Origin of the sequence: Bacillus sp. CECT 9360 (assembly GCF_918741275.1) — a bacterium.
In the GTDB taxonomy this organism is placed as follows: domain Bacteria; phylum Bacillota; class Bacilli; order Bacillales; family DSM-1321; genus Peribacillus.
This window is the reverse complement of sequence record NZ_CAKKNA010000010.1, coordinates 1-13,729: the sequence shown is the minus strand read 5'-3', so window position 1 is coordinate 13,729 and position 13,729 is coordinate 1. Positions and strand designations below refer to the sequence as shown.

Sequence of the window (13,729 nt, the reverse complement as noted above, 5' to 3'; positions counted from 1 at the left end):
TTTTCGCGCTTTATAGGGAACATGTTGCGACATTTTTCCAAAAACACAAAAAAAGAGACCTTATCTTGGTCTCTTTAGTAATCTTATAGATACTTATTAATGTTGGTTAAAAAGTGGTTAATATTTATAGGTTTTGTAATATAATCATCGAAGCCACTATCCATGGCTTTCTTTATATCCTTAGATATGGCATTGGCACTTAACGCAATAACAGGAATGTTTTTTGTGAGTTGTTGCATGTTTAATTCTTCTAAAATCTGATACCCACTAAAATCCGGAAGGTTCATATCCAGCAGGATAAGGTGAATGTTTTCGGTATTTGCTTTGTGCAATCCCTCGGCTCCAGTTGTAGCATAAAGTAAGGAATGATTCATTTGGGTTTCGATAATTTCCTTAACTAAATCGATATTCGAATGATTATCCTCTATATACAAAATTCTGCGTTGGGGTAGTTCCTTTCTTTCTTCATGATCTTGGATTATATATTCGCCTTTTTCCTGACCTGATGCCTGATCATTGTAAATCGGCAGGCTAAACCAAAATGTGCTTCCTTCTCCTTTTATACTCGTTGCACCAATAGTCCCACCCATAATTTGAACAAGCTGTTTAGTTAACGATAGCCCGATTCCTGATCCTTCTGCATTTGTTCCATTTATTCTGTAAAACAATTTAAAAATATCGGCAGCTTCCTCGTCATTAAAGCCTATTCCCGTATCCTTAATGAATACAGTAATGTCGTCCTCATCCAATTCGAGATAAATTTCAACCATTCCATATTCTTCATTATATTTAATCGCATTATCAAGCAGGTTTAACATCACCTGCCGTAAACGAACGGCATCTGCTTTAACGCAAATGTCATTGCCTTTCCCGATCTGGTTTATTATTTCTATATTTCTCTTTTCAGCCAGCGGTCCTATCATTTCCACACTTTCAGAAAGTAAACCTGTTAGGTTAACAGTTTCTATTTCAATTTTTATTTTCCCGGATTCTATACGTGAAATATCTAATATATCATTGATAAGATTTAGCAGGTGTTCGCCGCTTTTTAATATCTCCTTCACGAACTTTTGCTGGCGTTCATCAATTGTTTTTTCCAGCTCCAATAATTGAGAAAATCCTAGAATTCCATTCAATGGCGTACGCAGTTCATGGCTCATTTTGGATAAGAAATCCGATTTGGCCATGTTTGCACTGATTGCCTCTTCTTTTGCCTTTAAGGCGGACTCTTGTAGTTTGCTGATTTTAGTTATATCCTCAAATGTCCACAGGCTCGCTTTCCCCTTATTCTCGGTCAGAATAGGTACATAGTTCAGTCGATAAACAGAACCGCTTTTTGATTCTACATTTATTGTTTTTGGGACTCTTTCGGTTGCTATTTCCACTATCATTTCGTCAAAATTCTGTGTATTTGCAAAAGCATAATGGAATTTTTCCGCCTGGATTCCAATCACATCTTTGTCAGGATCAATCCCGATAATTTCTTTTAATGCTTTGTTCATTAATAATATTTTACTACCTGTGTCTACCACCAGAATCCCAATCCGGATGTTATCCAAAAGAATCTGGTTGAACGTATTCGCCTCTCGTAATTTAAGTTCCTGTTCCTTTTGCAGAGAAATATCGTAAAAGGAAACAAGGGAAGCTTGTTCTTCATTTGGTAAAAACAGGGATGTAGCGTTAACAGATATCCATTTTTTAATATGCCCCCCTTCTTTGAACCCCATAATCGCATCACTTACTGGGGCCCCTTTGTCTTCCGACAGTATTCCTGGTAAATCTGCATAAGCGATTAATGTCCCATCTTCTTTTACGAACTCGATATCTAGTTCCCGCATAGTAGATTCATTAAATACACCCGAACGGATTCCAAGTATTCGCTCCACATTCACATTCAGATTAGTAATCATTCTGGATTTATTTATAAGAAAAATCCCATCCGACATTGTCGTTAGGACCGTACGATATAATCTTTCATTTTTGCGAAGCTCTTCCTCCATTGATTTCCTGACGCTTATATCAATACAGGACCCAATAACCTCGATTACTTTTCCATCCTTAAATACCGGACTTAGAGATGCAAGATAACTGGTTCCGTTTGCTTCCCCCTCATAAGATGTAACCTGGCCACTCCACGCCTTATTATAATGATAAAGCTTTTCATCAGCGTTTTTTCTTGATAAAAAGTCATGCAAACTTTTCCCTACTATATTCTTTGAAGATAACCCAAGCTTATTAACTAATTCGCCATCGCATAAAGTATGGATAAATGTATCCCCTTTTTTGATGAATTTAAATATCATCCCTTGTTGCTGTCGTACGGTATTTCTTAATTCGATTTGAGTTTTTACAATTCTTTCTTTGTACCTAATTAATTCTGTAACATCATTACCAATAATTATAAAACCTGTATCTTTAATAGGTATCATCTTAAATTGCATTTCAATGGGATTGCCGTCTTTTTTGGCGATTTTTCCCAGGAAAGTTCTAGCTTTCCCCTCCCTGGCCACCTCAAAATGATCTTTAATAAGCAACAGGTCTTCCTCATCATCAAATAGTTTCCAAAATTCCTTTGATTCCAGATCAGCAGTTTTGTAATTCAGCAGATTTAATACTGCCTGATTTGTACCGGTGACTTTACCATCTTTATCAACAAGGAAAAATGGAGAAGGATTATTCTCGAAAAGGGTTTTATAATATCCTTCGCTCTTTCTATTCAAAATAAATTGACCATTGCCTGTACCAGTGAAATAGGATCTTAGTATGACAAGAAAAAGCAGTAAGGAAAGAACCAGATTTATAGTAATAACGATCCTAATTTCTGAACGATCGGAATACAGAAAATAAGAAAGAGGAGACCCGAAAAGCATAATCGTTAACAGCACAAACATTTTTTTAGTGATCATATAAATATCCAGTCCACCTTAATTAGTAATAAACAAAATACGCCTGAAATTCATAAGGAAAAGATTACTTGCCTCCCCTTTTTTTAACAAAGGTATTTTTAAAGAATAGTATAACAGCGTAAAGAATTTTAACATAGGTAAAAATTGCCTTCCCTACAACTGCCTCTATTTTATTCCAACACCAAAAAGAGCTGCCGAAGCAACTCAACGTTAATTTTTCTTACTGGTCAAAACGTTCTTGTCGCAATCACTGTATAGCTTATATGTCTCTTTAAACCGCATTTCTCTATCCAATTCTTCTTTCTTGATTCTGATTAGTTCCGCTAAAAGATAGTCATTGTCATACATTCCTACCGCCTCCTTGTTCTTAATGCAACTATACGGCATTCAGATACAAGGACTCATTCGTCGTTAGGTTGATTTTTTTCTAAGACTTTTGATGGAAATGAGTTTAGTGGAAAAAGAACATTTTTTTCTTTAATCTGTCAGAGAAAATCGCTTAAAAACTGAATTGTATAAACAGGCAATGATCAACTAAAAAGGAATCCTAATGTGGATTCCCTGTTTTTAAGTACTTGGGCTCTAGGCTTAAGAATTATGATTGTTCAGTGAAGTATCATCACCGGAGCTATCATCATCTGTACCATTTACTATTACAGTATTTTTGGTTCCTTTTTTATATTCGTACTCCACATCCTGATTCATATCTCTCGCTTTTTTCAAAAATTCTTCTTTGCTCATGCGCTTCACCTCCATGTTCATTTTGCCCTGTTCGTTTCATCTTATTTAAACATTAAAAAAAGCAGGAAATCCCCTGCTCTCATTACGTAAATTATTTTTGGCTCTGCAAAGCCATGTGAACACTTAAACCAACATATACAACCCCGACAACCTTTCCCTGCCAGCGGGCAAACGTTTGATTTCGGGAGAGCCATTGGCTTACAGATCCGGCAACCAAAGCAATAAATGTTGTATACAGAATGCTTAACAAAACAAAGGTTAGTCCAAGAATCAATAATTGGACGATTATTGAACCTTCTTCCGGATGTGTAAATTGAGGAAGGAAGGCAAGAAAGAACAATGCCGTTTTTGGATTGAGTATTTCAGTGACGATAGCATGAGTAAAGGAACGGCGGGAATCGGTATTCTCCTTTGGTGTGGGCACTGAAAGCTTTTTTGATTTTTCCAATAAGGCGCGTATCCCCAAGTAGAGCAAATACGCCGCTCCCAAATATTTTACTATCTCGAAAGCAAACGCCGAGGTCATTAAAATGGCGGAAAGACCAAGTGCAGAAGCCATCGTGTGAATCAAATCCCCAACAGCAATCCCAAGTCCTGTTAAAATCCCTTTTCTTTTCCCACCGCTGATGCTTTGAGCCAGGGTTAGCATGACAGCCGGGCCTGGTATGACGAATAAAGTTAATACGACTAACACAAATGCAACCATCTGATCCTCCTTGATTCTATAAAAAATTAAGCTTTTTCACCTATTTTATTTTACCATAGGGTTTTAAACATTCAGTTTTCTTAAATGGTTTCATCATCGTTTATTATCGCGAGCACCTGATGATCTTCCCACTTTCCGTTAATCTTCACGTTGCTTTTGGCGATGCCCTCTTTATGGAATCCGGATTTTTCTAATACCTTGATTGATCCCAGGTTATGCGGCATGACTCCAGCTTCAATCCGATGCAGCTTCAGTTCATTAAATGCAAAATCTACGATTAAGCCCACAGCCTCCGTCATATACCCTTTGCCATTCTGTTCTTGATCAAGGGAATAGCCGACAAAACAGCTTTGCAAAGCCCCTCTTAAGACCTCTAACAATGCGATTGTGCCGATTAACTTCTCATCTTCATTTAAGAAAATGCCAAAAGAATAAAGTAGGTCACGTTCAATCATTTCTTTATTCTTGTTTATTCGGTCAATCTGGCCCTGCAATGTATAAAATTCGTCTGCCCGTAAGGCTGTATACTTTTGAAAAAAATCCCGGTTCTTAAGTTCTAATTGTAAAACAGCACTCGCATTATTGGTATCTAACATTCTAAGAAAAACATGATTACCTTGGAGTTTCATAGCATTACCTCCTGTGTATATTGAATTTTTTTATTTTAAGCTAAAAGGACATTTACGTCCGTTTTTCACTGCACTTTTATCATAACATTCAATTTCTAATTTTATATACAGCCCCACCTTCCGAATTACACTAAATTGAAGAAAGCAAAAAAAGACTACCCTCGAAAGGATAGCCTCTATTCGCTTATATTCTCTTCGCTCCTAGGTATCTTGGAGACCAGTAGCTATTGTTCAAAGAACTGACAGTCACTCCGTTTGAAGAGGAGCTGTGAATAAATTGTCTGTTTCCGATATAAATCCCGGCATGAGATGCACCTTTTTTATAGGTTTCAAAGAATACGAGATCCCCGACTTGCGGGCTGGAAACCCTGACGCCTTTTTTATAAATATCGGATACCGTTCTTGGTAAACTGATATTGGCACTTTGCTTGAAAACGTAGTTGATGTATCCGCTGCAATCGAAACCTTTTGGTGTAGTGCCTCCCCATTTATATGGCGAACTTTGATACTTTTTTGCTGTTGATACGATCTTGGTTGATTTAGAAGTAGACGAAACACCGGCCACTTTACTGGTCGCACTTGCCGCGCTGCCTAATGCTTTAAAAGTACTAGGACCAACAACGCCATCTGCTTTTAGGCGGTTCTTTTTTTGGAGATTGATGACTGCACTTTTGGTAGCTGAACCAAAGTAGTTCGTCGTTTTGCTGATCTTTAAATATCCTTTTTTCTTGAGAATTTCTTGCAACTGCTTTACGTCACTATGGGTCATGCCACTTTTTAACGTTCTTTTACCAAAGCTTGAACTTGAACTCTTCACTGCGGGAGCCGCACCTTTTTTGATCCCTAATGCTTTATATGTATTTGCTCCAGCAATTCCATCTGCTTTGAGGCGGTTCTTTTTTTGAAAATTAACAACTGCACTTTTCGTAACCGTTCCAAAGTAAGTCGTTGTTTTACTGCTTTTGAAATATCCTTTTTTCTTCAATACTTCTTGCAATTGCTTCACTTCGCTGTGAGTCATGCCACTTTTTAACGTTCGGTCACCTAAGGCTGCACTGCTGGCTAACGGGCTGCTGACAAGTAAAGTACCTGCCATTACTGCGGATACTACTAATTTTTTCAATTTTTTATTTCCCCCAAACTCATTTCTATACCCCAAATGCTACCACTTTAAAATGACATGTTTATTTTAAAACCATAACATTCAAGTTAAGAAACATTACAGAAATCAAAAAAATGAAATAATACTCAATTCTCTGACTTTTAAAAAGCGTTTCAGTACGATTTCTAGGCTTTTTTCTTTTGCAGTATTTCCTGTACAATATATGTATAAATAAAAGGAGGAACCGAGCATGTTTACCACTATCCCGCCACAAGATGATTATCTAAGATTCAGCGATGAAGATGAATATATCCTCAAAATCAAAGATTGGGGTCTCGTGTCAGCTTCATCCAAAGCGGCTAAGCACGAGTTTTTGTATAAACGAGATAACACTACATACACCGTAACCATTAAAGGCTATGAGAGCAATGGCGATCATGAGACAGCGGTTGTCTCCTTTTCCAACGAAGCACTTCATTGTGTTCACCCTGCTTATTTAAAGGAAATGCAAAGTTCCTCCTTTGGCAGAGAATCTGTGCTTGATTCACCCGAATCTTCCACAAATGGAGAGCTTCCTGAATCTGGCGAGCCCGCTCAAGAAAGCAAAGGGAAGGAAACTAAAAGCAAAAAAGCAGCAAAAACTTCAAAACCTAAGCTTGAACTGCCATCAGAAAAAGTATCATTTGAAGCCGTTGTAAAAGAGTTTGCAACGAAATACAACCACTTTAACGAAAGCGAAGACGAAATCCTGATTTTAGAAAATGTTAAAATCATCGGAGATAACCCGTTAGAAGTTGGGGAAGCCTGGTGTGGATACAGCAATACCCTGAAAAAACACGAACTTGAAGTAGGCAATGCCATTACCTTTGACGCGAAGATTGTCGATAAGAAGTTCAATAAAGAAATTAGGTATAAAATTAACAATCCTTCTAAGATTGCGAAACAATCCTGATAATTAAGGTCGATAAATCATTGCGATTTATCGTCTTTTTGTTTGATAAGTTATTTTGCTTGCCGAATGAAAAATGAATATGTTACACTCATTCTGTACCGAACGGTAGGTACTGAAATTAATTGACCTAATAATTGGGTCAATAAAAGGAGTTGGGACCATTGAATATCACCATAACTGACCATGCAAAAAAAGAACTGAACAAACAAGTCGGAGACCAAAAAGGTGTTCTGAAAATTCGATACGAAACAAAGGATTGCGGTTGTTCCGGAGGAGTGCCGACTTTATGGTTTGTCCCCTCAGCGAATGAAAATGATGATCTCTCCTTTGAAACGAACGATCGGCCTGTTTTAATGGAAAAGTCTAATCTCATCTACTTTGATGATGAATTGAAAATTGATTACTCATCTTCAGTTAACAGTTTTCAATTAAAAAGCCCTCAGCAAATTTTAAACGGAAGAATGGCGCTTATTTCTAAGATTAAATAAATGAGGAATACATTTCCTTTAGATGGAAAAATTATAGTATCAGAAAAACGAAAGGGTGTTTTTATGTCAAACAGCTTCTATCAAAAAGAAAACTTAAAAAACCTTAATCGAATCAAAGATCTTGCTCCTGATCAACTACAAGCTTTTTCCGAATTTAACAGTGGAGTTTTTAAAGAAGGTGCCCTAACGAAGAAAGAAAAAGAAATCATTGCGGTAGCTACCGCCCATGTGACCGAATGTCCTTATTGTATTGATAGCCATACACGCAGCGCTAAAGCGGAAGGTGCTTCTCTTGAAGAATTAGTGGAAGCCGTATTTGTAGTATCCGGTGTCGAAGCAGGTGGTGCGGTTACTCATAGTACTCATATGCAGAATGCTTTAGATCCGGAAGCGGATGATGCGCTTTATGCCAGATCCAATCTTAAAAAACTAGGTCATTTAAGTAAGTCGGCTCCAGATGGTTTTAAAGCCTATTCTGGTTTCAGTGCCGCTGCTATGAAAGCCGGAAAATTAAGTGTGAAATTCAAGGAAATTATCGCGGTAGCTGTTGCCCATGCAACCCAATGTCCGTATTGTATTGATGTTCATTCTAAAAACGCGGAAAAAGCCGGTGCCTCCAGAGAAGAACTTTCCGAAGCGATCCTGGTTGCTTCTGCCTTGCTTGCCGGCGGTGCATATGCCCATATGGCGAACATGATTCAAAGCTACGGTGAATAAGACCGGATGTATGAATATACTTTTATATTGTAGTTTGTACTATAATATAGAGTACAAACTTGGTGATAAAGGTGTGTAAGTATGTCTAGAAAGCAAGAAATCATATCTATAACCCGGGACGTTATCCATTCCAAAGGCTATCAGGCAACATCGATAACTGATATTCTTCAAGCTGCTAGTATTGGAAAAGGACAATTCTATCATTATTTTTCCTCTAAACATGATCTTGGGCTAGCCGTTGTTGAAGATCTTATTCAAGAGTGGGATAGAGAGTTAATCCATGGCATTCTCCAAACAGCGGAAGAACCCGCAATAAAATTAAACAAGATGCTAGAGTGGGCCATTACCTTTCATGCTGAGATGGAAAAAAAACCAGGTTGTCCAATTGGCAACCTAGCCATTGAAATGAGTGAACATGATGAAACTTTCCGCATTAAAATCCATCATTTTTTCGAACGTTGGATTGGGGCAGTAGAATTGATTTTGGACGAGATGGTCAAGCAAAATCAACTGGACTCGACCATTGATACTAAAAAAAGTGCTCAAGCGATGATTGCTATGATTGAGGGCGGAATATTACTCATGAAAAGTCAGCAAGACCTCTCATTATTAAAAAATGTCTTCGAAGTGATTCGGAAACAATACAATCTATCATAGGGAAGTTTTTTAAGAGGTCTCAAAAACTATATTTTGTACCAAACAGTATGTACATCAAATAATAGAAAGTATTTTATTACAGCAAAAGTAAAAATAGAAAAAGGATTTGAGGAGAAAAACATGAAACAAGTCAAAACAGAGCAAGAATACCGCAATGACATTGCCCAGGATCAACTTACAGTGGGAATCTTTACAACCACTTGGTGCCCGGACTGCAAACGTTTGAATATGTTTATCGATGAAATTACAGAAGAACATCAGGACAAACAATGGTTTAAAATAGATCGGGATGAGTTCCCGGAAATTGCTGAAGAGCAAGATGTTATGGGCATTCCATCTTTATTGATATTTAAAAATGGCGAAAAGCTTGCCCACTTGCATAGCGCAAACGCCAAAACAGCAGATGCTGTGAGAGAATTTTTAAACACCATATAAATACTTCCTCTTTAGGAACTTACACAAGGGGCTTGGACATCTATCCAAGCCCCTTTCCATTTTACTGAAAAAATATATAGAAATATATCCATTAAAAGGCTAGCTCCCCTTCTATTAAATATAGATAAATTTGCTCCTGGTATAGAACTACACCAGCAGTTACCTGAGATTATTTATTTGATTTCATCAAGAAAGTCACCAACATTTTCTTCTGATATGACCCGCAACCCGTTTCTTTTAAGCAAGGCCGTTGTGACTCCGTTTCCAACCTTTTTCTTACCTTTAAATTCACCATTGTAAATCATTGAGCTGCCGCAGGAAGGACTGTATTCTTTAAGCACAATGATTGTTGCATTGACTTCTTGGGCTTTTTTTAGCGTACGGTACGCGCCCTTTATGTATAGCTCGGTTACATCCCTGCCCGATTTCTCGACCACTTTTGCTTTCCCATCCAGAACATCTTCCCCATCACCGCCGATGATCTCAGCAGGCTCTCTCGGAGTTGAAAATCCTCCAAGCAATTCGGGGCAAACTGTGATGGCTCTATTTTCTGCCAGCAATTCTTGAATTCTATTATCTAAGCTATGCGTACCGTTATATCTAACTTCCAGACCTGCTAAACACGAACTCACTAAGATCAAATGATTTTACCTCCATCCATAATTATTTTTTAGTCATGGTATTTTTGTTGAGCCGAAGATAAATGAACATAAAGATTTGTAGAGCAAACCACGCTATAAATAAATATATAAGTACTGGTTCAATTTCCTGAAATATTAGTAACAGGATATTAGGGAACATAAACACAACACTCAAGCCCATTAATTTTCGGGATCTTTTCATTAAAGCAATGATAAAAAATAGAATTGAGAGCCCTAATAATACCCAAATTATAATTCCCACATACCAAAACATAAAAATTTCAAAATAAATCGAACTATCGTCCATATTAATTCTCCTCTGTCAGATGTTTACTATTAAACTATATCATTATATTTTAATAGCTTACATATCCCTAAGCTTATTCTTCAATAGTACACCTCCAAGCTATGGAGGTATTCTGCTCCTTTTAACGCATTAGAAAAAAGGCTACGAAGCATTTTTTCCCACTTTATCTATCACTATTTCAGACATTAAGATACATTTACTTTATAATTGGCATAGTAGAAACTAAGTCTGGGAGAGAACACAATGAAAAAAAGAAGACGGAAACGGAAGAAGAGGAATAATAAAACGATTTTTTTCTTATTGTTTATCCTTTGTTTCGTTTTTATTATGGTTGAATATGTGAAGCAGGTTCCTTTAAAAGAAGAATCGTCTTCAATCATTAGCAACGATCCTTATCGCGACGCAAAAAAATATCGTCCGTTAATCCATGATGAATTAGAAAAACATCAGCTTGAACAATACACAACGGTTCTTATCGCATTGATGCACCAGGAAAGTAAAGGCAAAGGTTTGGATCCGATGCAAGCTTCCGAGTCAGCAGGATTGGCGCGAAATACAATTAAAGATCCAGAACAAAGCATCAAACAGGGCGTAAAACATTTTCAGCAAGCTGTAGCTTATGGAAATCAAAAAAAAGTGGATTTCCCTACAATTATCCAGGCCTATAACATGGGGATCGGATATGTCGACTATGTGGCCCAAAACGGCGGCAAACATAATGAAGATTTAGCGAAGAAATTCTCTTTAATGCAAGTAAACAAGAAACCGACTATCTATAATTGCCGAGGAGACAAAAATAACTTCCGCTATCCATACTGTTATGGAGATTTTACCTATAGTGAAAAAGTGACAAAGAACATAGAATCCATGTCGGGTACTGTTCCTGTAGGTATAACTAAATAGGTGGCGAGGCACCTATCTGCTCTTTCGTAAGAAAATGGTAACTTGCAACTTCAGAGAAAAGGTCAAAGTTTGTGATTTTTAGCTCTCGACTTATTGGTTAATGGTTTGGATAATAAATCTTGAGTCGGGATAATAAAACCTGAGTTTGGATAATAAATCTCGGGTTTGGATAATAAAATCTGAGTTTGGTTAATAAATCTGAGTTCGGATAATAAATGCCGAAATTACTAAGTATTCGCAGTAAGTCTGGCTCCTAGCAGTTGATATTATAAAGAAAGATTGGATAGTTTGCCCACTTCCGGGGCATATTAATGTGCGGAGGTGAGATAAGTGACAAATCAAAATGAAAAAAAGCCGGCAGAGAAATTTAATGCCAAACATCAAGGTGGAATGGGTGGCCATGCAGGTGATTCGGATACCGAATTTGCCGCAGAAGAGAATGTCCAGAAAATTCAACGTGAAGCCCGGCAACTAGCGGATAACAGTGATCAGAATTCATAGCTGGCAAAATTAATCTAAAATTACTAATAATCTATATGCGCAAAATCATGCAGGAATCCGGAGAACCTCTGGATTCCTGCATTTCACATTACCGGCACTGAAACCTTTAATGGTTTGAGCGCCCGGCTTTCATTGATAAAGATAAACGCATCATATCTTTCCGAAATCACTGAAGGTACGTAGTTGCCAAGATGCTCATACTCGGGATTATAGACCACTCCGATTGCGCGATGGCCGATCCTTGACGAAAATAAATGCCGGTTTTCATCGTTAAAGAAGATCATTTTATCGTAGGCCCCAGAACGATGCAACACATCTTCCCAACTGTCTAGTTGAGCCTTCGGGACTATTTTTTCTTCGAATTCTACTCCCCACTGTTCTGCCGCGATTACCGTTCCGCTATGAGTACCAAAGCCTACTACATAAACATCTTCCGGCCTGTTTTGCTCTCTGACCACCTGGCCGACATTGATCAGCCCGTTATCGGCCATGTCTGTCGCGCGGGCGTCCCCTACGTGGGTATTATGCTCCCAGACAATCACCTTTGCCTCGGGCCCGTGAAAATCCATGACTTCATTCAATGCTTCTACCATATGCAGGTCACGGATATTCCAGGAGCTTTCGTCATTTAAAATCATGGTGCTGTAATACCTTTCTGCATTCGCGGTAACCAGCGCATTGATTTTTAGATCCAGGCCGTTCTCCTCTTCGTATTGATGCAAGTTCCTGTTCTGATTAATCCGGTTTAACAGATTGGTTACTTCCTCAACACAGCCTTCCGAATAAACGGCTGAAGCGATTGCGTACTTTTCATGATTCCGGTTAAAGGCTTCAAAGCATGTAAAAGCTTTTCTAGCCAGAGGAAGGTCGGGCGAATTTATTTTTTCCAGATGGCGGATTACTTCATCCATGGATTCCCAAAGGCTGTACACATCGATCCCGTAAAATCCGGTCTTCTGTCCGTCAGGCTGCGTGTTATTATGTTCTTTCAGCCACTCCACAAACTGGGCTATTTCTTGATTGGCCCACATCCAGGTCGGCCAGCGGTTAAAGGATCTCAAGACTTCTTCAGCTGAATTGCTGTCAGTATCATAGCCTTTAATATAACGGTTCAGCTTTTGGCTTGCCGGCCAATCTCCTTCAACCGCAATAATAGAAAAGCCTTTTTCTTGTATCAGCTTCTTGGACAATTCTGCCCGGACCTCATAAAACTCAGAGGTTCCATGGGATGCTTCCCCCAAAAGCACTATTTTTGCATCACCTATTTGATTGACCAGTGTGTCCAAGTCATCCCTATTTTCAAAGGGAACCGAATGGTCTTTGATATTTTCTGCGAGTTTTTTAAGCATGATAAGCCACCTTTACTTGTTCCCGTATTAAGATTTTTCCTTGCCGTTTTATTCAGCCGGTGCCGACTCGATTGCCACCTGATAGGCATGAAGGATGTTTTCAGCTTCCTCATGATCATCCAGGCCGATAAGAAACTGCTCGCCATCTTCTTCTTCAATGCGCATCAGCAGCACCTCCTCTTCAGAAGTTAAAAGAGCAAAAGAATCATCTTCTAAATCGAATAATGCCTCTACAGCATATTCCCTTTCGTCACCATTCTCTTCCTCAATAAGAATTAAATCCCGAAGCTTAGGGTTATCCATATTAATCACCTCGGTCTTACCTTGCCCTTATGTGTTGATTTTAGAAACAGCAGGATATGGAAACCATTCGGTTTATAAAAAAGTCCTTTGGATTAAAGATTTTCGTTGACGGAATATTGACTTAGTTGCCAGTACTCGGACTTTCGTTGCCAAAAATTCTGTTTTGTTGCCAGTTCCAATTTTTGTTGCCGGTTCCAATTTTTGTTACCGGAACATTGATTTTGTTGCCACTTTTCCCTGTTTCGTTGCCAGTACTCGCACTTTCGTTGCCAAAAATTCTGTTTTGTTGCCAGTTCCAATTTTTGTTGCCGGAATTTTGATTTTGTTGCCACTTTTCCCTGTTTCGTTGCCAGTACTCGCACTTTTGTTGCCGAAAATTCTGTTTTGTTGCC

17 protein-coding genes are annotated in these 13,729 nt (G+C 38.3%); 7 read left to right on the top strand and 10 right to left on the bottom strand.

Annotated elements, in window-relative coordinates; all coding sequences use genetic code 11:
- Nucleotides 1-83: 83 nt before the first annotated feature.
- From LQ216_RS13240 to LQ216_RS13215, 6 genes are all read right to left on the bottom strand, one after another.
- Nucleotides 84-2,906, bottom strand: coding sequence for a PAS domain S-box protein (locus LQ216_RS13240; RefSeq protein WP_230129955.1), 2,823 nt, complete (start codon nt 2,904-2,906; stop codon nt 84-86).
- Nucleotides 2,907-3,116: 210 nt separating this feature from the next.
- Entirely contained in the window at nt 3,117-3,254 is a 138-nt protein-coding gene (locus tag LQ216_RS13235) for a hypothetical protein (RefSeq protein WP_230129954.1), read from the bottom strand.
- A 240-nt stretch (nt 3,255-3,494) separates the two neighbouring features.
- Nucleotides 3,495-3,647: a hypothetical protein gene (locus LQ216_RS13230; protein ID WP_230129953.1), complete on the bottom strand. Its 153-nt coding sequence runs from the start codon at nt 3,645-3,647 to the stop codon at nt 3,495-3,497.
- A 91-nt stretch (nt 3,648-3,738) separates the two neighbouring features.
- Nucleotides 3,739-4,353: a LysE family translocator gene (locus LQ216_RS13225; RefSeq protein WP_230129952.1), complete on the bottom strand. Its 615-nt coding sequence runs from the start codon at nt 4,351-4,353 to the stop codon at nt 3,739-3,741.
- Nucleotides 4,354-4,433: 80 nt separating this feature from the next.
- Nucleotides 4,434-4,982, bottom strand: coding sequence for a GNAT family protein (locus tag LQ216_RS13220; RefSeq protein ID WP_230129951.1), 549 nt, complete (start codon nt 4,980-4,982; stop codon nt 4,434-4,436).
- Between the two features lie 184 nt (nt 4,983-5,166).
- The gene (locus LQ216_RS13215; protein WP_230129950.1) at nt 5,167-6,105 is read right to left on the bottom strand and encodes a peptidoglycan-binding protein; all 939 of its coding nucleotides are present in this window, start codon (nt 6,103-6,105) and stop codon (nt 5,167-5,169) included.
- A gap of 229 nt (nt 6,106-6,334) precedes the next feature.
- Here LQ216_RS13215 and LQ216_RS13210 point away from each other — a divergent pair, with 229 nt between their 5' ends.
- The 5 genes from LQ216_RS13210 to LQ216_RS13190 all read left to right on the top strand — a co-directional run bounded on the left by LQ216_RS13210 (nt 6,335) and on the right by LQ216_RS13190 (nt 9,333).
- The gene (locus LQ216_RS13210; protein WP_230129949.1) at nt 6,335-7,036 is read left to right on the top strand and encodes a hypothetical protein; all 702 of its coding nucleotides are present in this window, start codon (nt 6,335-6,337) and stop codon (nt 7,034-7,036) included.
- Nucleotides 7,037-7,197: 161 nt separating this feature from the next.
- Nucleotides 7,198-7,524 carry an iron-sulfur cluster biosynthesis family protein gene (locus LQ216_RS13205; RefSeq protein ID WP_354959018.1) on the top strand — a complete coding sequence of 109 codons (327 nt, stop codon included), beginning with the start codon at nt 7,198-7,200 and terminating at the stop codon, nt 7,522-7,524.
- Nucleotides 7,525-7,587: 63 nt separating this feature from the next.
- Complete coding sequence (locus LQ216_RS13200; RefSeq protein ID WP_230129948.1) at nt 7,588-8,241, top strand: carboxymuconolactone decarboxylase family protein; 654 nt, start codon at nt 7,588-7,590, stop codon at nt 8,239-8,241.
- An 81-nt stretch (nt 8,242-8,322) separates the two neighbouring features.
- Nucleotides 8,323-8,898 carry a TetR/AcrR family transcriptional regulator gene (locus LQ216_RS13195; protein ID WP_230129947.1) on the top strand — a complete coding sequence of 192 codons (576 nt, stop codon included), beginning with the start codon at nt 8,323-8,325 and terminating at the stop codon, nt 8,896-8,898.
- A 120-nt stretch (nt 8,899-9,018) separates the two neighbouring features.
- Entirely contained in the window at nt 9,019-9,333 is a 315-nt protein-coding gene (locus tag LQ216_RS13190) for a thioredoxin family protein (protein ID WP_117307775.1), read from the top strand.
- A 173-nt stretch (nt 9,334-9,506) separates the two neighbouring features.
- Here LQ216_RS13190 and LQ216_RS13185 read toward each other — a convergent pair whose 3' ends face one another.
- Entirely contained in the window at nt 9,507-9,974 is a 468-nt protein-coding gene (locus LQ216_RS13185; protein ID WP_230129946.1) for a DUF523 domain-containing protein, read from the bottom strand.
- 550 nt (nt 9,975-10,524) lie between these two features.
- Here LQ216_RS13185 and LQ216_RS13180 point away from each other — a divergent pair.
- A complete protein-coding gene (locus LQ216_RS13180; RefSeq protein ID WP_230129945.1) occupies nt 10,525-11,184 on the top strand; it encodes a lysozyme family protein in 660 nt (219 codons plus the stop codon).
- Nucleotides 11,185-11,514: 330 nt separating this feature from the next.
- The gene (locus tag LQ216_RS13175) at nt 11,515-11,685 is read left to right on the top strand and encodes a hypothetical protein (protein ID WP_230129944.1); all 171 of its coding nucleotides are present in this window, start codon (nt 11,515-11,517) and stop codon (nt 11,683-11,685) included.
- 83 nt (nt 11,686-11,768) lie between these two features.
- Here the strand turns inward: LQ216_RS13175 and LQ216_RS13170 are convergent, their stop codons facing one another.
- The 3 genes from LQ216_RS13170 to LQ216_RS13160 all read right to left on the bottom strand — a co-directional run.
- Complete coding sequence (locus LQ216_RS13170; RefSeq protein ID WP_230129943.1) at nt 11,769-13,034, bottom strand: erythromycin esterase family protein; 1,266 nt, start codon at nt 13,032-13,034, stop codon at nt 11,769-11,771.
- Between the two features lie 48 nt (nt 13,035-13,082).
- On the bottom strand, nt 13,083-13,337 hold the full coding sequence (locus LQ216_RS13165; RefSeq protein WP_117307779.1) for a DUF1292 domain-containing protein: 255 nt from the start codon (nt 13,335-13,337) through the stop codon (nt 13,083-13,085).
- 92 nt (nt 13,338-13,429) lie between these two features.
- On the bottom strand, nt 13,430-13,729 hold a 300-nt coding region (locus LQ216_RS13160; protein ID WP_230129942.1), incomplete at its 5' end, for a hypothetical protein.